Annotated in this window: 16 protein-coding genes; 5 read left to right on the top strand and 11 right to left on the bottom strand. The window is 48.0% G+C overall.

Annotation, left to right across the window (positions count from 1 at the left end; translation table 11 throughout):
* Positions 1-110: 110 nt before the first annotated feature.
* Both ACFS7Z_RS08330 and ACFS7Z_RS08325 read left to right on the top strand, forming a co-directional pair.
* Positions 111-749, top strand: a complete 639-nt coding sequence (locus tag ACFS7Z_RS08330; RefSeq protein WP_377483294.1) for a DUF2975 domain-containing protein — start codon at positions 111-113, stop codon at positions 747-749.
* A gap of 4 nt (positions 750-753) precedes the next feature.
* Complete coding sequence (locus tag ACFS7Z_RS08325) at positions 754-957, top strand: helix-turn-helix domain-containing protein (protein WP_377483292.1); 204 nt, start codon at positions 754-756, stop codon at positions 955-957.
* A gap of 82 nt (positions 958-1039) precedes the next feature.
* Here the strand turns inward: ACFS7Z_RS08325 and ACFS7Z_RS08320 are convergent, their stop codons facing one another.
* From ACFS7Z_RS08320 to ACFS7Z_RS08285, 8 genes are all read right to left on the bottom strand, one after another.
* A complete protein-coding gene (locus tag ACFS7Z_RS08320; RefSeq protein WP_377483290.1) occupies positions 1040-3373 on the bottom strand; it encodes a glycoside hydrolase family 95 protein in 2334 nt (777 codons plus the stop codon).
* 77 nt (positions 3374-3450) lie between these two features.
* Entirely contained in the window at positions 3451-3705 is a 255-nt protein-coding gene (locus ACFS7Z_RS08315; protein ID WP_377483288.1) for a hypothetical protein, read from the bottom strand.
* 118 nt (positions 3706-3823) lie between these two features.
* A complete protein-coding gene (locus tag ACFS7Z_RS08310) occupies positions 3824-5071 on the bottom strand; it encodes a thioredoxin-like domain-containing protein (protein WP_377483286.1) in 1248 nt (415 codons plus the stop codon).
* Between the two features lie 462 nt (positions 5072-5533).
* Entirely contained in the window at positions 5534-6535 is a 1002-nt protein-coding gene (gene rluF / locus ACFS7Z_RS08305; protein WP_377483284.1) for a 23S rRNA pseudouridine(2604) synthase RluF, read from the bottom strand.
* A gap of 227 nt (positions 6536-6762) precedes the next feature.
* Positions 6763-6984, bottom strand: a complete 222-nt coding sequence (locus ACFS7Z_RS08300) for a VF530 family protein (RefSeq protein WP_377483282.1) — start codon at positions 6982-6984, stop codon at positions 6763-6765.
* A gap of 510 nt (positions 6985-7494) precedes the next feature.
* Positions 7495-7788, bottom strand: a complete 294-nt coding sequence (locus ACFS7Z_RS08295) for a DUF1330 domain-containing protein (RefSeq protein ID WP_377483280.1) — start codon at positions 7786-7788, stop codon at positions 7495-7497.
* A 56-nt stretch (positions 7789-7844) separates the two neighbouring features.
* The gene (locus ACFS7Z_RS08290) at positions 7845-8723 is read right to left on the bottom strand and encodes an O-methyltransferase (RefSeq protein WP_377483278.1); all 879 of its coding nucleotides are present in this window, start codon (positions 8721-8723) and stop codon (positions 7845-7847) included.
* Between the two features lie 79 nt (positions 8724-8802).
* On the bottom strand, positions 8803-10419 hold the full coding sequence (locus ACFS7Z_RS08285; RefSeq protein ID WP_377483276.1) for an amidase family protein: 1617 nt from the start codon (positions 10417-10419) through the stop codon (positions 8803-8805).
* Positions 10420-10647: 228 nt separating this feature from the next.
* Between ACFS7Z_RS08285 and ACFS7Z_RS08280 the strand changes: the two genes are divergently transcribed.
* On the top strand, positions 10648-13143 hold the full coding sequence (locus ACFS7Z_RS08280; RefSeq protein ID WP_377483274.1) for a zinc-dependent metalloprotease: 2496 nt from the start codon (positions 10648-10650) through the stop codon (positions 13141-13143).
* An 85-nt stretch (positions 13144-13228) separates the two neighbouring features.
* Here ACFS7Z_RS08280 and ACFS7Z_RS08275 read toward each other — a convergent pair whose 3' ends face one another.
* Positions 13229-14620, bottom strand: a complete 1392-nt coding sequence (locus ACFS7Z_RS08275; RefSeq protein WP_377483272.1) for an amidohydrolase family protein — start codon at positions 14618-14620, stop codon at positions 13229-13231.
* 242 nt (positions 14621-14862) lie between these two features.
* Here ACFS7Z_RS08275 and ACFS7Z_RS08270 point away from each other — a divergent pair, with 242 nt between their 5' ends.
* Positions 14863-15255, top strand: a complete 393-nt coding sequence (locus tag ACFS7Z_RS08270; RefSeq protein ID WP_377483270.1) for a VOC family protein — start codon at positions 14863-14865, stop codon at positions 15253-15255.
* A gap of 103 nt (positions 15256-15358) precedes the next feature.
* On the opposite strand, the gene ACFS7Z_RS08265 is transcribed toward ACFS7Z_RS08270, so the two are convergent.
* Positions 15359-16084: a DUF4184 family protein gene (locus tag ACFS7Z_RS08265; protein WP_377483267.1), complete on the bottom strand. Its 726-nt coding sequence runs from the start codon at positions 16082-16084 to the stop codon at positions 15359-15361.
* Between the two features lie 97 nt (positions 16085-16181).
* Entirely contained in the window at positions 16182-17381 is a 1200-nt protein-coding gene (locus ACFS7Z_RS08260) for a phosphoglycerate kinase (RefSeq protein WP_377483265.1), read from the bottom strand.
* Positions 17382-17925: 544 nt separating this feature from the next.
* Between ACFS7Z_RS08260 and ACFS7Z_RS08255 the strand changes: the two genes are divergently transcribed.
* Positions 17926-20628 carry a D-alanine--D-alanine ligase family protein gene (locus tag ACFS7Z_RS08255; protein WP_377483263.1) on the top strand — a complete coding sequence of 901 codons (2703 nt, stop codon included), beginning with the start codon at positions 17926-17928 and terminating at the stop codon, positions 20626-20628.
* The last annotated feature ends 284 nt before the right edge of the window (positions 20629-20912 follow it).

Raw genomic sequence — 20912 nt, 5'->3', positions numbered from 1 at the left:
TATGTTCTTATTATCAATGAATTATTATCGATAATCAATAAAAACGTTTTGATTTACAATAAAAATTTTATTCCTTAGTGTAGTTATTCAAATATAAGGAGGTAAACACTATGAAAACATTAGGAAAATATTCCCTGGCATCCTTTATTAAATTTATTATCAGCGCTGCCTGGTACATCCAGCTCTTCTTCCTCATCTTTTTAACTTTTGCCATTTCCATTAAGTTTTTGAAAAATGGCACAACAGAACCTACTCCTGAAACAGTGGAAGTGCGCCTAACGCAAAGCCGGCAAGTAGATGTGGCTACTGCTGCTATAGCCCAAAACATCTCTGCCGCTGCTCTGCAGTTAGATTCCGGAAAGCTTACGTTCAACCATCAAAGCAGCAAGCAGATAATAGGCTTCAATTTAGTGTCGATGTGGGTGTCTTTTTCTATCTCGCTGACTATTACCTATCTCCTGCGCAGGCTTTTCAGAAGCCTGACGCAGAACGATCCTTTTATAGTCGAAAATGCTCAGCGGTTACGCCTGATAGCCTTTTTGATCATGTTAATTCCACTCACTTCTTTTGTGCACGATTTTATTGTGAACTGGTTTCTGAAGCAAAACTTTCTCATCGACGGCTCCGGCATTCGGGCTCACCTGAACATTGACTTGAAGACTTTATTTGTAGGATTAGTAGTACTGGTCATTGCCGAAATATTCAGGGTAGGAGCGCGCCTGAAAGAAGAACAAGAGTTAACCGTTTAACGCCATGCCCATACTCATCAACCTGGATTTACAGCTAGTGAAAAGAAAAATGTCGTTAACTGAGTTGTCGGAGCGCGTCGGGATTACCATGTCTAACCTGTCTATTTTAAAGCAAGGCAAGGCCAAAGCTATTCGCTTCTCTACCCTGGAAGCTATATGCCGCGAACTGGAGTGCCAGCCCGGCGATATACTGGAGTTTAAGGAATAGGATAATCCAAACCGTTTTGTTCTTAGAAAGCTAAGCCAGATTTTTTCTCAGGATAAAGAAACAGGAATGAGAGTAACGGCGCTTAAAGCTGCCTTAAATTAGCATCTAGTGTATAGCTTTTGCCTTTCTCGGTTTTCAGCGTAATTATCTGGTCGTTGTATCGGATCTGGCAGGTATTACCCAGCTTTGATATTAGCTTTACCTGCTTCAGTTTACCGGCCTCCCAGTCTATATCTACCTCAAAGCCACCACGGGCCACGATGCCGTGAATGTAGCCTTGCTGCCATGCAGAAGGCAGTGCGGGTAGTAACTGGATTTCCCCGGCGTGGCTTTGCATCAGCATCTCGGTAATGCCGGCTGTGGCACCAAAGTTACCGTCGATCTGGAAAGGAGGATGGGTATCGAAGAGGTTTGGCAGCGTGGATTTGCGTAATAGTGCCAGCAGGTTTTCGTGCGCTGCCTCCCCATCCTGCAGTCGGGCAAAGAAGTTGATGATCCAGGCGCGGCTCCAGCCGGTGTGCCCGCCTCCGTGCGACAGGCGGTAGTCAATGGTTTTACGGGCTGCCTCCATCAGCTCCGGGTGCTGCTGCTTTGTAATTTGGCGACCCGGGTGGAGGGCAAAGAGATGGGAAATGTGGCGGTGGCCAGGTTCATTTTCCTCAAACTCCTCTGTCCACTCCATAATTCGGCCATCGCTGCCGATTTTGGTAGGTGCCAGGCGCGTCAGAATTTTCTCGAGGCGGCGGCGAAAAGCGGCGTCTCTATTCAGTTCCTTGCTTGCGGCAATGGTATTTTGCAGCAAATCTCGGATAATCATGTGGTCCATTGTCGGCCCCATTACCATAGTGGCTACTTCACCTTCTTTTGTTTTAAAAGTATTTTCCGGCGAGATGGAAGGCCCTGATACCAGTTGCTTTGTTTCCGGGTTTTCTACAAGCCAGTTGACGCAGAACTCAGCGGCCTCTTTCATGACAGGGTAAGCCAGCTCTTTCAGATACCCTTTGTTTTCTGTGAACAGGTAATGCTCCCACAGGTGCTGTGCACTCCAGGCCATGCCCATCGGCCACATTGCCCAACGCGGCTCGCCATAGGTTTCAGTGAAAAGCCATGGGTCTGTCGTAAAGTGAGCCACCGTTCCTTTAACGCCATACATATCTCGGGCGGTTTTGCGGGCATCAGGGCGCAGCGCATCTAAGAAAGTCAGGAACGGCATGTGCATTTCAGATAAATTGGTGACTTCTGCCGGCCAGTAGTTCATCTGTATGTTGATATTGATGTGGTAATCGGCGCTCCAGGGAGGAGTGAGGCCATCGGCCCAGATGCCCTGCAGGTTAGCAGGCAAACCACCCGGCCGTGAACTGCTGATGAGCAGGTAGCGGCCAAACTGGTAGTACAACTCGACGAGGTGCGGATCGATGTTGCCGTTCTGCATGGCCACCAAACGGGCATCGGTTGGGAAGTAAGCTGCGTCGGTGATTCCCAGGTGCAAATCAACGCGCTTAAAGTATTTTTGGTAATCAGCTATGTGGTCCTTTTTGAGGGACTCGTAGTCTTTTTTTGCAGCGGTAGCTAACTGTGTAGCGGCTTTTGCCAGTTGGTCGCTGCCCCGGTAATCGGTAGCGGCTGTTAAAAGGAGCGTCACGGCATCTGCATTTTCTACACGGATGTTTTCTCCGGCAACTTGTAGAGTACCGCCTTCCCGCAGCACTTTTACGCGTGTCACCATTCTCACGCCCGTTCCATCGCCCACATGCTCGCTCATGATGATTTCATCTCCGGAGAGTTCCAGTTTTGCCTTGTTTCCGGGCCTGCTCAGGTTCATTCCGAAAGTTAAAGCGCCGGGCTTGCTGGCCGTAAGGCGCACCACCAAGGCTTGGTCAGGGGCACTGGAAAAAACTTCGCGAGTGAAGGTTACATCTCCTGCGCTGTAGCTCACCTTAGCTACGGCTGTTTCCAGGTCCAGCTCCCGTCGGTAGTTGGAGATGTCTTTCGCGACAGGGCCAAAATCCAGCTGCAGGTCGCCCAGCGTCTGGTAGGTGCTGTGGACTTTCTTGTCGCCCATCATTTTCTCCTGGGCCAGTTCCCGCGCTTCCGCATACTTGCCTGCAAACAGCAGGGCCCTTACTTTCGGCAGCGTTTCGCGCGCCTCCGGGTGTACAAAATCAGCGGGCTTGCCTGTCCACACAGACTCTTCATTTAGCTGAAGCCTTTCAGAAGCCACGCCACCAAATACCATGGCACCCAGTCTGCCATTGCCTACCGGCAGCGCTTCATTCCAGTCAGCAGCAGGGTGGCTGAACCATAATTTCAGATCGTCAGGCGCCTGTTGCTTTTCCTGTGCGATGGAAGGAAATACAGCTAAGAGAAGAAAGAGTAGGGGAAGGAACTGCTTGGTATAAGATGTGAACTGGTGCATGTGGTGGTTTCTAGTAATTGCTAAGATGGCGGAAATAAGAATAGACATACGTGGCCAAACAGTGTAAAAGGATGAATTTACCTTTTTGTCAACAAATCAAAAGCATTTTCGTCTGCTGCATCCTTAAGTTCTTCTAAAATGCGCAGGTTAAATGCTTCAGAGATTGGTCCACTATTTATTAGTTCCAGATTCTGTATCAATTCATCAATAAAGCTCCAATCATCACTATCGATGGTTCTCTTTTCAGCTTCATGACCACTTCTGGCAAAACCGTCCATGTCTCCATGGTACTTGTAGTAGACCTTCAGTTTATCAATTGTTATTCTTTTCATGGAAGCCTGTCTCAGGAAAGCGTTTTTGATGTGACATCGTTACCCGTAGTATTTATCAACTGAACTGTTCCTCCTCATCCAAGAAAGATAAAGCTTAACCTGATGGGGGAGGCAGTAATTATTTGCTTGCTATATGTTTACTAATAGCTGCATTGATTTTTCTAACATTGTTCTCATTGTAGCCGAGCATTTTTATGATTTCTCTGCCCGAATTATCAGTTAGAACTACAAATGGAATACCGGAAAAATGGAACTGCTGTTGAACTACATCTATCTGTTCTTTCCCTACAATATACTGTTGCCAGTCCATATCCTCCTTAGCCAGGGCTTTGCGCCAGCTAACAGAATCTCTATCTAATGAAATACTGACCAGATTTAAGCCCTTATCTTTGAATGTCTGGTGCAATTCCTTTAAAGCTGGTATTTCTTGACGACAAGGTCCACACCAACTGGCCCAGAACACCAACAAGTTTATTCGGGCATTTGGATTTAAGATTCTCTGCTTTTCATTTATAGAGTTGGTGAGGAGTAGATTGGGATAAGGCTTGTTCCGGCCCGGCCTGTTGGCTAGGTAACTGTAGAGCTCCTTCCCTGATCTTGAATCCCGGATGTCTTTATTAAAATAGGATAACAAGCTGTTAAGTTCTTCTTCTGTATAAGACACTTTGTTTTCGTAAAGTTGCGACAACAGGAAGTAAGAGCCTGAGTTTTGCCTGATTACTTTTCCGAAATAACTTAGCCTTTTTGAACGTTCGGTGGAGTCAGAACTACCGATATTTCCAAATCCCTTGTTCAGGAATTTCTGGTATAGCATGTTGTCTTTCCCACCAGTAACCAGATGAAACGTCCACATGGGAGGGGAATTGGGAGTCGCTGGATCTGCTTTTATCGTGGTGCTTTCTCTTCCCTGAAAAAAAGCGGAAATTCCAGACTTCATTTTACTGGTTGACTGTGCTGTATTAAGAAAGGATATTCCTCTTATCATGTTGTTTTCAGTAAATGTACTGTCACGATAATGAATACTTGCCAGAAACGGCACAAAGGAAGAATCCAGCTCTAACCTAAACTTGAAATGTCCATTTTCTACTTCGGTAGAATCCAGAATCATATTGGAGTCGTGAGCATGTGTGAGATATACTTTTCCATTCGGTACATGTTTTACAAACCCTTCGATAAAGATATCTCTGGGTTCCTCTTGCTTTGAACAAGCCGTTAAAATCAACACAATGGCAATTAATCTCGCTAAGTATTTCATATGATTCTTTTCTGTATGGGCTATAACGTTGTACAGGAGCGAGCGAGGTATAGCTGTACCTGAGTTTAAGTTCAGCGAGGATAATTTTAACTTTTCGTTCAGCACATCCATAGTTTGGGGATAGGAGCTACTACAAACTGAAAGCACTTATACCACAGATCAGGCCCCAGAGCTTTTCCGGTTTAAGAAGAATGATCTATAGATTGCTATTAAGGTGGCAAAGAGAAAATTGAGCAACGCGGCTATCTTGTTGAATTCTATAGCGTCGCACTAGTCTATGCCTGTTACTGTTGATATGCAATCGCCTGGAGCATCAGTCTCATATTTTAAGCTTACCATGGTATGAATGACTCCAAATACAAAGCTTATGGAGACTACAAATGAAATGATGATAAGTAGGTTAAGCTATTTTCTCATACTTTAGTTAATGCTATTAATCCCTTTTTGAAGCGCTATATAACCAATATAGCAGATTATCAGGAAAAATTTACGGCTTAAGATCAACCTTAACAAAAATCCCCTGACACTTGTGAGCGGCAGGGGATGAGAAATGTTTTTGATAATCCAGCCTTTTTACCTGCTCCGGCCTTTCGACCTGCCAGAGGCTGTTCCCGGTTTGCCAGTGGCGCCTCGGCTTCTACCAGTTCCTTCACTTGGTTTTCCAGTGCTTCGGGCTGGTTTACCGGCGGCTCCTTTCTTTCTTAAAGAAGCTGATTTTGGATTTACAAAAGGTTCTTTAGGCTTAGCACCACCACTTTTGGGTTTTGCGGAAGCAGTTCTGGGTTTGCCTGCCGTTCGTTTAGGTTTCTCGGGTGCCTCCTCAAAGTCAAAATAAGAGGCGTCTTCTGTATTCACAGATTCTGCCACCAGTTGGTGCAACGTGTCAGCTTCTTCCTGCGTCAGGTAGCGCCAGTTGCCCACGGGCTGGTTGCCAAGTTTGATGTTCATTACCCGGATGCGCTTTAGCTTTATCACCTTGTAGTCCAGCGCCTCGCACATCCTCCGTATCTGGCGGTTCAGGCCCTGTGTCAGGATAATCCTGAACACATTCTTGCCCTGCTGCTGTACAAAGCAAGGCTTGGTTACAGTTTCTAGGATGCGAACACCGCTGCTCATTTTTGTTACAAACTCCGGAGTGACGGGCTTGTCTACCGTTACAATGTATTCCTTGTCGTGGTTGTTGCCCGCTCGCAGTATCTTGTTGATGATATCACCGTTGTTGGTTAGCAGGATAAGCCCTTCCGTCGGGTTGTCCAGGCGGCCAATCGGGAAAATGCGTTTCGGGAAACCTATAAAGTCGATGATGTTGTTTTTGTCTTTTGTGTCGGTGGTGGTGGTTACACCGGCGGGCTTGTTAAAAGCAATGTAAATCGGTTTATCTGTCGGTTTTCTGGATTTTATGGCTTCGCCGTCTACAGCCACTTTATCCCCGGCTTTTACGGTAGCACCCATCTTAGCGGCTTTCCCGTTGATGGTCACACGGCTCTCTTCAATATACCTGTCGGCCTCTCTTCTGGAGCAGAAGCCGGATTCACTGATAAATTTGTTTAGTCGTGTGCTGGTATCTTCAGACATAAATGTTTCTTAAATGGTACATAGAGTGGGGCTGTAATTGAAATAGGCACTTGCTTTATAACTTACGAGACTGACAAAAGCAAGTCAGTACAATACAGCATTATCCAATGGTGTTGTTGCCTCTATTACAGTCTTTTGATTCAATGAAGCCATCTATCGGCATCTCTACTGTAAAGAAGATGTAAGGTAGATAATTGTTCAACTATCAGGATAGCATGCAGGGCTTCCTATCTTCTGCTTATCATTCTAATATATAAGTCCTCTACTTTCTGACGTGCCCAGGGGGTTTTCCGGAGGAACTTTAAGCTGGACTTGATGCTGGGATTCTTGTTAAAGCTGTTGATGTTGATTTTGTACCCCAGTTCTTCCCAGCCATAGTAATCCACTAACTGAACCAGGATCATTTCCAGGGTTCTGCCGTGCAAAGGGTTATTCTTTTGTTCTTCCATCGTATTCTGGCAAAATTAGCCAAATACAGTATATGAAACACTGCAAGCCAGTTTAATTATAGCGGAAATCAAAAAGGAAAGTTGTAAACGTGGAGACGAGTTCAAGCGCAGCAGGCCCTGCGTAGCATAGCTTCTAATACTACTTTGAGGCACTGGGATGGGTTTATTTTGGCTGCTTTCACAGTTGGCATGCCCACGGTATACCGAGCAACGAGCAATGCCATCAGACCAGTGCTTACAAAGTGCCAAAGTTCCAGATCTGTCTTGTAAGCAAATTTATTAAGCAAGAGCCTCACAAGGAGAAAGCTAATGGGCAAAGCAATCTGGCTTGAAGCAAGCAGCAGCTTTGCAAAGCCACTCGACAGCAGGTATACTATATTTAATTCGCCAGCTCCCAAATGGTCATAACAAAATGACAGCCTTCTCCCTGCGTTCAAAATGACAGGTAGTATATAGGATAAGGAGTGATGACTACAAAATTAAAACGCAGAGAACTGATCCTGTTTTATACTACCCTTCAAAGCCTTCCAGAACAATCATTTTTGTGTTAGCAGCTCTGTGGCGGATAGTTTTGGCTTCGGTATACTCCGGGGAACTCCACCACTCCTTTGCCCGCTCTACGGACGGGAACTCCAGCATCACCATACGGTTTGGTTTCCAGTCTCCTTCCAGCGTCTCGTATTGGCCGCCCCGCACGATAAACCTGCCATCGTAGGCGGCTATGGTGGCGGGAGTTAATTTTTTGTATTCTTCGTAAGTAGCCGGGTCTGTTACCTCTACTTCTACAATCACATATGCTGCCATTGTCTTTTCTGTTAATAATTTTTAAAATACAGGCAGAGCCTGTGTCAGTTAGATCTTTACCAGTTCTTCCGGAAGATATTGGGCCTTGGCAGGTAATCGCCCAAATCGTAAAGCGCTGTTTTGCCCGAGGTATTCTCTTCCTGAACACACACACCCACCGAGAACAAGTCTACTGCCTTGGAAAAGTCTTTAGTGTAAACCAGTTCCTTCCAGGCCTCATTCATGTCATCGGACCAGTAAATGTCGTCGAAAATATAGATGGCGTTGGCTGCCATAAGTGGTTTTACCCGCTCAGCATAGTGCAGGGTTGCCTCTTTTTCATGCTGCCCGTCAATAAATACACAGTCAAATTTCGCATTCTCCTGAATTAACTGATCAATGGCCTCATCAAACAGGTTGTTCATGATCCGGTACTTGGGAGATATCCTTCTCATGTTCTTATCTGCAATGTTGCACAGTGATTCGGAACCTTCTATTGTGGTCAGTTCCACACCATTCACAAAGATAAAATAGCTCCCGGAGAATCCTGTGTTTGTGCCCAGTTCCAGCACTCTTTTGGCGCCATAGCCTTCCACTATGCGTTTCAGAAGCATACCTTTCAACTTTGGGGAGCCTGTTTTTACGTGTGCTTCCACATTACTCTCCACATACTCCCCACTTAGCGCATGCCCTTGTGCATCTTTCTTAAAGGAGCCGGAATGTGGGGACGTATAGCTGGCTATTTTCTGCGCATCAGAGACTTTCGGAATCTGTGAACGGAAAGCTTCAATTTTGTTGGCGACTGCTCTTTCATCTGAACTTAAGAGCGGGACGAACTGTAGCTTCGCTGCCGGATGAAATTCCTTCGGGAGCTTCCTCAAAAAATCAGCATGAAACTGGTTATAGTTTACAGCCCTTGCTACAGCTTCTTTGAAATACTTGCTTATTTTACCCATTTTAAAATGATGTGTTAATATGAGGGGCTGATAAACAGCTGCTCAGCTTTTTAAGCTACCACTCCGCAATCGTAGTAGCTTATTTAATTTTTATATTTTTCGCACTTTTCGGTGTGTCTCCATAGAAAAGAAAGGGTGGCTTTCTGTGCCTGGTTCCTTGCTCATAGGAGTAGGTGAGTTTGATAAGGGTTGGTTCATCAAACATTCTGCCCAGGAACTGCAGGCCAGCTGGCAGATTTTCATAGGTATAGCCCATCGGTATTGTAAAAGCAGGCTGTCCCGTATGCGGGGCAATAACCTGGCTGTTGTCTCCTTTGTAACCCTTAAAATCTCCTACCCTGGCAGGTGGATTGTTCCAGGTAGGGTAAATGATGGCGTCTACTTCGTGTTTATCCATTGCCGCTACCACTGCATTTCGGAAGGCAATCCTTTTTGGATCTGTATAAGCATCTCCACAGGCATGAGTGGCTTCATCAAAGTGTTCTGCCTGCTCGTATTCATCTTCCAGAATTTCTTTAATGTAAGGCGCATACTTTCCAGAAGCAATGACCTCTTCTAGACTACTTACAGGTACTCCATCACCTAAAGAAAAGAGGTACTGGTTAATGTCCTGCTTAAACATAGAACACAACTGGTCCTTGCTCAGGCTTTCAAAGTTCTCTACCTCCACGGAATCCACCACTACAGCGCCCAGTCTCCTCAGGTCTTCAATGGCCTGCTCAAAAAGCGCCTTCACCTGCGGGTCCGGGTTCTTTTCGCTCAGGGTTCTGAAAACACCGATACGGGCGCCCTTCAGGCCATCCTTATCTAAAAACTGGCGGTAATTTTCAGGTACTTTTCCTTCGCTGTACTTGGTGAGCAGGTCATTTGGGTCATAGCCTGCAATTACCTCCAGTAACTTAGTAGCGTCAGCTACGGTGCGTGCCATCGGACCACCCACGTCATTGCGCAGGTTCAGCGGCGCAATGCCGCTTCGGCTGGTCAGGCCCAGCGTAGAACGGAAACCGACCAGGGCATTGTGCGAAGAAGGTCCTCTGATGGAGTTGCCGGTGTCGGTGCCTAAGCCTACGGTACCCAGGTTAGCCGCCACTGCCGCTGCTGTACCACCACTGGAGCCAGCCGGTACATGATCAAGGTTGTAGGGATTCAGGGTTTCGCCGGCAATAGAGCTGATAGTCACCATCGGGCTGAAGGCCCACTCGGCCATGTTGGATTTACCCAGTACAATGGCTCCGGCATCCTTCAGTGCTTTTACCTGGTACGCGTCTTCAGAAGGAGCAAAACCTTTTAAGGCCAGTGAGCCGGCTGTCGTCTGTAATCCTTTGGTATTGTAGTTGTCTTTTACAATAACCGGTATGCAATGCAGCTTCCGGAGCTGCTTTGTCTGGGCATACTCCTGGTCCAGTTCTCTTGCCCTTGCCAATGCCTCCGGGTTCGTCACCACAATGGCGTTGAGCCTGGTCGGTTGGTCGAAGGCTTTAATGCGGTTCAGGTAAGCTGTTACCAGCTGCTCACAGCTGCAGGTGCCTGTCTGAAAGGCCTCGTGTATGTCTGCGATGGTAGCCTCCTGAACATTAAATGTCTTTTTTGCAGCACTGCTCTTAACAGTAGTGCCTTTTTCAGGTTGTGGAATACAGCTGTTAAAAAAGAGAAAGCAAAACAAGCAGTATAAGACTGCCGAAAACTTTAAGCGCATGGGGCTTTTTTTAATTTTTATTGTCAGAAGTAAAGCTACAGGTAATATCCCTTTCTGGAAAGGTGTAGCCCTGAAAAATAATTATGGGAATGTTAACATAGGGCAAATTCGAACAGCATCCTTATGTTATAGTATAGGATTAATTCTCAAATAAAGCTTAACTTTATAGGGCTAACCTGCTTCCGGGCAGTTTAGCTGTTACTCTTTGTTTCAATAATCTAATACCGAATGCGAAAGCTTTACCAAGCCATTAGTTTTGCCATGCTCGTGGCTATCACCCAAACATCCTGTTCCACTACTAAAGAAGCTGCGGCGCAACAACCCACTGCCGCTGCCAAAACAGAGAACAACGATAAACCCAAACCTGCCTCCAGGAGCGGTATCAAAAACTACAGCGAGGTTATCACAAAAGACGCAGTGTCAGACAAGGGCGTTTTTACCGTGCACAAAGTAGGAGACAAGTACTACTATGAAATTCCTGATTCGCTGCTGAAGCGTGATTTCCTGTGGATTAGCCGGTTTGCAAGCCTTCCGTCCGGGTTGGGCGGCGGCTACGTGAATGCCGGTTCTTCTGTAAATGAACAGATGGTAGAGTGGCAGAAGTTTAACGACAAAATCGTGCTGAAGACGAAGTCTTATAATGCCGTTGCGGCTGATTCCCTGCCTATCAGCCTTTCGGTGCAGGCCAACAACTACCAGCCAACCATCTATGCCTTCGATATCGCTGCCTTGTCCAAAGACTCATCAGCGTATGTAATTGATGTGACCAAGTTCTTCGCCAGCGATGTGAAAGCTATCAGCGGGCTGGATGCTGATATGCGCAGGACCTATAAAGTAAATAAGCTGGATGATGCCCGCAGCTTCATCTTTAGTATGAAGAGCTTTCCGCAGAACATAGAGGTGAAGCAGGACTTCACGTATGAGGCTGCTGAGCCACCCACCAATTCTGCCACGGGTTCTATCAGTTTAATGATGAACCAGTCGATGGTCTTATTGCCGAAAGTGCCGATGCAGCCCCGTATCAACGATTACCGCGTGGGCTACTTTAACATCAAACAGATTGACTATGGATCTGAGGCCTTTAAAGCCGACGAGAAATCGTACATCCGCCGCTGGAAGTTAGTGCCCAAAGATATAGCAGCTTATAAGCGCGGCGAACTGGTTGAGCCGGTGAAGCCGATCGTCTATTACCTTGACCCAGCCACTCCTGCCAAACTGCGACCTTATATAAAAGCAGGTGTGGAGCAGTGGCAGAAAGCGTTCGAAACAGCTGGCTTCAAGAACGCCATTATCGCTAAAGACCCGCCTTCGCCGGAGGAAGACCCGGATTTCAGCCCGGAAGATGTGCGCTACTCGGTGATTAGGTATGTGGCCAGCACTACCCGCAATGCCGTTGGACCGAGTGTATCTGACCCGCGTTCCGGGGAGATTATTGAAAGTGATATTATCTGGTACCACAACCACCTGCGCTCTTACAGAAACAGGTACTTACTGGAAACCGGAGCTGCCAATCCAAAAGCCCGCACCCTCGAAACACCTATTGAAGATTTGGGGGAGATGATGCTGGAGGTGATTACGCATGAAGTAGGACACGCCCTTGGCTTGCCGCACAACATGAAAGCAAGCGCCGCCTATCCGACAGACTCGCTTCGATCAGGGGCATTCACGCAGAAGTACGGCATTGCGGCCACGATTATGGACTATGCCCGCTACAACTACATCGCGCAGCCAGGCGATGAAGATATCCGGTTTATTCGCCAGTTGGGCCCTTACGACCATTATGCCATTAACTGGGGCTACCGCTACCTGCCGGATGCCAAAAGTGCCGAAGCGGAAGTACCGACATTGAATAAATGGATAACCGAGAAAACAGGCAACCCAATGTACCAGTTCGGCAGTGGAAGCGGCGGCTACGATCCGGAAAGCCAGACAGAAGGTATAGGCGCCAATGTGATTGAGTCCAGCACCTATGGCCTGAAAAACCTGAAGCGCGTGGCCCCTAACCTGTATCAGTGGACAGCAGCCAGAACGAATGACTACAACGACCTCGAAGAGCTCTACGGCGAACTGCTCGGCGTTTGGAGCCGCTACATCGGCCACGTGGTCACCAACCTGGGTGGAGTGCACGAAAGCCGCCTGAAGCCGGAGCAGAAAGGGTACATATTCACACCTGTAACAGGCAAAACACAGGCTGAGTCGATGGACTGGCTACTGAAGAATGCCTTTACGTCGCCGGAGTGGCTGCACCAGACAAACATCAGCCGTAACATTCACCATGCCAACTATGTGGAGAGCATCCGCAACCTGCAGGAGCGCCACCTGAACAACCTGCTTTCGGCAGACAGAATGGCACGCCTGATGGAGAACGAGGTGAATGAGGTGAACTACAATGCCCTGGACATGGTGCGCCAGCTGCAGCGCGGCATCTGGAGCGAAATTTACAGCGGTGCCAAGATCGACATTTACCGCCGAAACCTGCAAAAGGCTTACCTCGACCGCATGAATTACCTGCTGAACACAGAGCCGGCCCGTAGCAACCGCAACTACGGAACGCCAGTAGAAATCAGCCAGTCCGATATCCGTTCTATTGTTAGAGGAGAGCTTGTAAAGCTGCAGCGACAGTTGAGAAGTGCCCAAAGCCGCTACAACAACGACCTCAGCCGGTATCATATAGATGACGCTATTTTCAGGATTGAGAATATCCTGAATCCGAAGAAAGCATAAGCTATACTTAAAGTGTAGAAAATGAAAAGCCCTTCCGGTTGGAGGGGCTTTTAGCTTGATAAAGGTTTTGGAAGTTGAACAGGTACTACCGCTTCTCTAATTTCTTTAACTCCTCCTCAATATAACTTTTAGGAAGCCAGCGCTTACCAACCAGTACACCCTCTATCTTCTGCGTATTCTCAATCTGTTCCAGCGGGTTGCCCGACAGCAAAACTAAATCTGCGGCGGCCCCTGATTTGATGGTGCCGATGTCCGGGCGGTTCAGGTAGCGGCCCACGTTCACGGTTCCGGTGCGCAGGGCCTCGTAAGGGGTGAGTCCTGCATCCACTAAATACTTTAACTCATGGTGCGTAGAGAAGCCCGGCACATTAAATACCTGGGGCGCATCAGAGCCAAGCAGCAGCCCAACGCCGTTCTTGTTTGCTTCATAAATCAACTTTTTCCTAAGGTCTATATAGTCTGCAATCTCCGCCGCATCATACTTTGGGTTTTGCATCAGGTTCTTTTTTGTAGATACCCAGTTATCTAATGTCTTAGGTGCCATGTATTTCATTTCCGGTGCCTTGCGCAGCATCTCCGGGTCTTTGTCGGCTGCAATCCAACGCTCTGCAAGGGCCTGCGTAGGAACCACCCAAATATTGTTTTCCCGGAGTCCATTCACCAGTTTCGGGATTCGGGTCTCATCCGCCTGGTCCGCAATGTACATGGCAAACAGACCTGCCTGTTGCTCCGGAATGGTGTCAAGGCCCGGCACCAGGCTCTCCACAAAACCATCTAGGTGGTCAATAGACGCGTAGCCACTTTCAATGGCGCGCCAGACACCCACGTTATAGGACACATGGCCGGCAAACGGGATGTTCACTTCCTTGGCTGTTTTAGAGATGGCTGCAAATGTTTTCGGTGTAAGGCCGGGGTGCAACTTCAGGAAATCGTATCCTGCCTGCTTCTGCTGGCGCACCATCTCAGCGCCTTCTTCCGGTGTCTTCACGCTGTTGCCGTTAAAGGAAGGGCCTGAGGTATAAAAGCGGGGGCTGATAAGCTGGCCACTTTGAATCTTATCGCGCAGTTCCAGGTGGCGCGGGTGGCCCAGCATACCGCGGATGGTCGTGATGCCCTTCAGTGCGAAAAGCTTCAGCACTTCCTCCATCGACTCCAGTTCATTTACGGGAGGCACATGGGCATGCATCTCCGCCAGCCCTGGCATCAGGTACTTGCCCTTGCCATCTATAACCAAGGCATCTTTGCTATACTTCACTTTACCGGGTTTGCCCATCGCGCTGATAACGCCGTCCTTCACCACCACTACCTGGTCCTGGAGCACCTGCTCCTTGTCCATCGGTATGACGTTGACACCTTGGAAAACTACTTCACGGTTCGCTGTATTTACCGGCTCCTGGGCCATAACAGAGCGGCTGGCCAGCACAAGAAAACAGGCAAATACTGTTCTCAGGATTTTATTTGTCGCAGATAGTAGCATAAGAAACAGGATTTAGGAGAAGACAAACAGCAAGAAATAACGTTGATATTCAGTACATGGGAAAGTAAATTCTCCCACGGCAGCTTTGTTACATGAAATACTTAAAAATGGGCTGAAGTGTTTACCAGGAGTGGAGTAGTTAGTTGTATTGCCTGCTTTTTTGTCTCAAATTTGTGGCATTTCATTGTGTGACGGCTCCAGTTTCTGCAAACCGCAGGCGCTGGAGCCAAGAAACTTGCTTTATGCATCCTATAACCGCTACCATCAACCACATTGCACTTTATGTGCACGACCTTAACCGAAGTGTGAATTTTTATGAGGAGGTCCTGCAATTTCGCCAGATACCGGAGCCATTCAAAGACGGCCTGCATGTTTGGTTCAGCACCGGATGGCGCAGCCAGTTGCACCTGATAGAGGGTGCCCCACAGGCAGTGGAACATGAAAAGAACACCCACTTCTGCTTCAGTGTTGCGTCTTTAAATGAGTTTATGGAAAACCTCGACGAGTTGCACATCCCTTACGGAAACTTTGCAGGAGACCCCCGAACACCGAATCATCGATCCGATGGCATCCGACAGGTGTTTTTCCAGGACCCGGACGGCTACTGGCTGGAAGTGAATGATGACCATGGGTGAGGGTACATATCTTGGAATGGCCTATACCTTAGAACTCATCCCGAAGAAAGCTCTTAGCACGAAGGCAAGCATGAATCAGCAGTAGTTGGGAGGGAAATCAGTTTTACCTGTCCCTGATTAGGAAGGATGTTAGCAGCAGGCTGAGTAACCCGGCAGAAATGAGAACCACAACCACATTCGGGAAATAGCTGAAGCTTAAGCCAGTCATGTACCTGATAGCAGTGATGAGTAAAGTAATGGTTATTAGCAGCACCCAGTACTTCAGCGTCTGATATGTATGGTTGTATGTTCTTTTTACAGGAAGAAGCAGCATAGCGTAGAGCACCGCAAGCCCACCAAGTACAGAGAAGCCAATCTGAAGCAAAAAGTACAGGGGCAGCCTGTATTCACCTAAAACCACGTCCTGTGCCAAAGCGGGGAACCACTGAAGGAATATGCCATAGTGGTGTGTGAAGTTGTCCCAGAAGAAATGTGAGAGAATGCCAATGAGTATGGAAACAACCACCACAAGGGTTTGCTGACGGAAATGTTGTGTCCAGTTAAAGCCTTTGAAACTGTTTAGCCGCTGCTTCAGGAAAAGAGGAAGGTGACTAATGAGCGGATTTCGCACTAAAAGATGAAACAGAAAGCAAAGCACAAGGGCTAAAGGCAGATTAAACCAGAAAATGCTGTGCCAGGTATGGCTGAACGTGATCAAAGCCTTCATCCGCAGGAACATCTCAAAATCCGGCACTACGCTGCCAGCAACCAGGCCTGTTAATGAGCGCCATCTCTGGGGTAGGTAACAGCATGGCAAAACAATGGCTGGATGTGAAAAAGTAAAAGGCATTGGTACTTACGCAGATTTCCTTCATAAAGGAGAATCCCCTGTCACTTAGCAGCAGCAGGGGATTCCCTAATTCTGATTATATCTTATTCGCAGAAGCTTAGTAATCGTTGCGCTCAATGGCAGCAACACCCGGAAGTGTTTTACCTTCCATGTATTCCAGCAGCGCACCACCACCAGTCGATACGTAGGACACACGGTCGGCATAGCCCAATTGGTTTACAGCGGCAGCAGAGTCTCCGCCACCTATCAATGAATATGCCCCACGACTTGTTGCTTCTACTACGGCCTCGGCCACAGCCTCAGTGCCTACAGAGAAGTTTGACATCTCGAATACACCCATCGGGCCGTTCCAAAGGATAGTTTTTGAGTTGGCGATAACGGCAGCATACTGCTCGCGGGCGCTAGGGCCTATATCCAGTCCCATCCACATTGGTTTGATGTGATGGCTCAGGCAGGTGTCGATGTTTGCGTCGTTGCTGAAGGCATCGGCAACCACAGAGTCTACCGGAATCATCAGCTGCACCCCTTTTTCACGGGCCATGGCAATTAAGCGTGCCGCCAGATCCACTTTGTCTTCTTCTACCAGCGAGGAGCCGATGGTGCCGCCATCTGCTTTTACAAAAGTATAAGACATACCGCCTCCAATAATCAGGTTGTCCACTTTGTCCAGCAGCCGCTCGATGATCAGGATTTTATCAGAGATTTTGGCACCTCCCATAATGGCGGTATAAGGCCGCTCTACATTCTCCAGCACACGGCGGGCATTTTCCAGTTCGGCCTGCATCACATAGCCCACCACCTTGTCGTTCGGGAAGTAACGCGCTACCACCGCTGTAGAGGCATGCTCACGGTGCGCAGTTCCGAAGGCATCGTTCACGTACACATCGCCTAAGGCAGCCAGCTGTTTTGCAAAATCAGGATCACCTTTCTCCTCGGCCTTGTGGAAGCGGAGGTTCTCGAGCAACAGAATTTCGCCCGGCTTCAGGGCACTCGCCAGTGTAACAGCCTCCGGACCTATACAGTCGTTGGCGAACATTACGGTGGTGTTAAATTCTTCCTTCAGGCGGCTTACCAGGTGAGTCAGCGAGTATCTGTCTTCAGGGCCGCCTTTCGGCCGGCCAAGGTGCGACATCAGTATCACGGCGCCTCCGTCATTCAGGATTTTCTGGATAGTAGGCACTGCCGCTCTGATGCGGTTATCGTCGGTTATGTGGTAGTTTTCGTCGAGAGGCACGTTAAAATCCACGCGCACCAATGCCTTCTTTCCGGCAAAGTTATACTGGTCTATGGTTTTCATGAAGTAAAATGGGTTTCGTTATCCGATACTCGTTGTTCGTTATTTAGAGATTTTTGTTGCTGTAGCAAATATAGTAAAAATAGATATTCACCATGGAAGGAAGGGGAGGTGGAGTATTCAGGAGAAGTAGTATACGCTGGAGTACTGTAAATCACCTATTCTAACATAAAACTCAAGTTGCGACTTTCTATGTGTGAAAAGAACCCACCCCTAACCTCTCCGAGGTGGGGAATCTTCGTTCTATGCTGAAATTCCCCTCTTGGGAGCTAATCTTGTAGGGGATAAACAAATGAATGAAAAAGGATAAAACAAACTGTCATTCTGAAAGAAACTTGGTAGAAGGGAGGTTAAGCTATTGCGGCTTGCCCACAAGATCCTTTGCAGGATGACAAAAGAGAGGAGTATTTGCTGAATTTACTTGTTCTTAAACCTCTTAATTGCTCAAAGAATGCTGAAAATAAACCGTTAAAACATCAAAAATCGTTAGCTTCACAAGCAACTGCGTGTTGCAGAAGTAGTGGCTAAATTTGTTACCTTTGCAGGAATGAAAGTAGGAATAATTTTCGGTGGGCCGTCGCGTGAGCGTGAGATTTCGTTTGCAGGAGGCCGTACGGTTTATGATAATTTAGATAAAGCCCTGTTTGAGGCCGTTCCCGTATTCGTGGACAGCCTCGGCAACTTTATATTACTGGATTGGCAGTATATCTACAAAGGCACTATCCGGGATTTCTACCCGCCGGTGGAGGCCCTGCCGGAGACGGAGCACGGCCTGCAGATATACATGGAGTCGCTGGGCGAACTGAGCATTGCCGAGCAGGATGCCATTATCGCCAAAGCGGGCAAGCGCCTGATGCCGCATGAGTTTAAGCAGCACTTCGAATTCGCGTTCCTGGCACTGCACGGCCCTTATGGGGAGGATGGAAGTATACAGGGACTGCTGGAGTGGTACCATATTCCGTATTCCGGCTCTGGTATTCTGCCTTCCGCGATAGGCATTGACAAGGCTGCGCAGAAAGAGATGCTGAAGCAGCACGGCTTCCCTGCGCCTGATTACAGCACAATTCAATACAGCGACTGGTCTGACAAGACAAAGCGCGGAAGAATATTCGAGCAGCTGGTAGAGAAACTGGGCCTGCCATTGGTCTTAAAGGCACCGCATCAGGGTTCTTCTATTGGTGTTTCTATTATCAAGGAAAATGATTTTGCCCTGTTTGAGGCAGGCGTAGAGCGTAGCTTCTTCACCAAAACCATACAGAAGAGCCAGTGGCTGGCGTTAGGCGAGGAGCAGCAGGTGGCCAGCATGCGCCAACTGGTGGACATCCGGGAGGGAATTGGGATGCCGGTGCTCCTGCAGGATGGTACTATCCTGTACCACCCGGAAGAACTGCTGAAGCACATAAACGAGACATTCAGTAAACCTGACACCGACAGCATCACCCTCACGAATATTGAGCACGAACAGCAGATCCTGGTAGAGGCCTTCATCAAAGGCAAGGAGTTCTCCTGTATCGTGGTACAGGATGAATCAGGGAAGGCGCTGGCCTTGCCTCCAACCGAAATTGTGAAGGGCAGCGAGGTATTCGATTACCGTTCCAAATACCTACCTGGCCTGAGCCGCAAGATTACGCCTATTAACCTACCGACAGAGCAGATCCAGGAAATCCGGCAGGCCTGCAGCAAACTCTATAAAAACTTCGGATTTAATGTGTATGCCCGTTTAGATGGCTTTATCACAGAAAGCGGCGAGATATTCCTGAACGACCCGAATACAACGTCTGGTATGTTGCCGTCGTCGTTCTTCTTCCATCAGGCAGCTGAAATCGGCCTCAACCCATCGCAGTTCCTGACTTATATTATCCGTACGTCGGTGGCTGAGCGCCTGAAGTCCGGCAAGGACACCGTGAAGCTCACGCGACTGCTACAGCAATTGGATGGCGCTATCAGAGATGAGCAGGCACATCGCCAGGATAAAGTACGGGTGGGTGTGATTATGGGTGGTTACTCCTCAGAGCGACACATCTCTGTGGAGAGCGGCCGTAACATTTATGAAAAGCTATCTTCTTCTACAAAGTATGAGCCGCTGCCTATCTTCCTGACGGGCAGCAACGAGTCGCATCGTCTGTATACTATCCCTGTAAACATCATGCTGAAGGACAATGCAGACGATATCAAGGAGAAGATACAGTACTTTGAGCAAGGTGGAAAGCCGCACCCGGTACTGGCGCAGATAATAGAAGAAGCGGAGAGCATCACGCGCAAATACACCGGACGCAGCCTGCAGGAGCCGCAGCGCATCACATATGCACAATTGAAAAACCTGGTGGATGCCGTGTTCATTGCTCTGCACGGCCGCCCCGGCGAGGATGGTGCCCTGCAGACGGAACTGGAGAAGCTGCACATCCCTTACAACGGTTCCGGCATCCGTTCCTCCCGCATCACCATCAACAAGTATGAAACCAACGAGATACTTGCCAAACATGGCGTGCCGGTGGCAAAACACCAGATGGCTTTCAAGGAAGATTGGCTGAATGACAAAGAGGCCTTTTTCCAAAGTATAGAGGCAGAGTTTCTTTATCCGTTCATTGCCAAGCCTGCGGATGATGGCTGTAGTTCTGCAGTAAAGAAAATTAAGAACCGCCGCGAGTTAGAGGCTTTCTCTACGTTGATGTTCCGTGAACTGGAGGAACTGGACACCGAATGTGCTCGCACCTTATCACTTGGTTTCAAAGAGGAGTTTCCCAACAAAGGAGGCTTTTTGGTAGAAACTCTGATTTCCAGAAATGGAGCGAAGCACTTCCTCGAGGTAACAGGTGGCCTGCTTACCAAGTATGGCGCTGATGGCACAGTAGATTATGAGGTGTTCGAGGCTTCTGAAGCGCTGGCAGAAGGGGAGGTCCTTTCTCTGGAGGAAAAGTTTCTGGCGGGCGAAGGCCAAAACATTACACCGGCACGTTATGCTGCTGACCCGGAACGCCGGCAGAAGATATCAGATAAGGTGAAGGAGGATTTGAGGCGTGTGGCGCAGATTTTGCAGATAGAAGGGTACGCCCGCATCGATGCCTTTGTACGCATTCTGGAGAACGACGAGGTGGAGACCATCATCATTGAGGTGAACTCTCTTCCAGGTATGACCCCGGCTACCTGCATCTTCCACCAGACCGCCATCAACGGCTACAAACCATACGACTTCATCAACCGGATCCTGCAGTTTGGCATAGAACGCAACCGTATGAAGGTGATGCAATAAAGTTAGAAAGTTTTGCCTATAGCTTGCCCTTGGTGGTGTTTTTACCATATCCGGCAGGCAATGTTGATTGTCATCTCGACCAAAGGGAGGAATCTGATATATAATGAAAGCATTAAGAAATTCAGGTTTCTACCTTTGGTACCAATGACAAAGTAGCTTTTTGCCTTTAATGGTGTCTTCACCACCAGGCACTGTGTCAGCGGAAGTAAAATGTAGAGTAAGAAATTCAAAAATATACAGTTGAATGTCTGGAAATAACGGTTGAAACGATTAGCAACTCAGCA

Source organism: Pontibacter toksunensis (genome assembly GCF_042686245.1).
Classification (GTDB): domain Bacteria; phylum Bacteroidota; class Bacteroidia; order Cytophagales; family Hymenobacteraceae; genus Pontibacter; species Pontibacter toksunensis.
The sequence above is the reverse complement of the archived record's forward strand: the minus strand, read 5'-3'. Positions and strand labels throughout refer to the sequence as shown.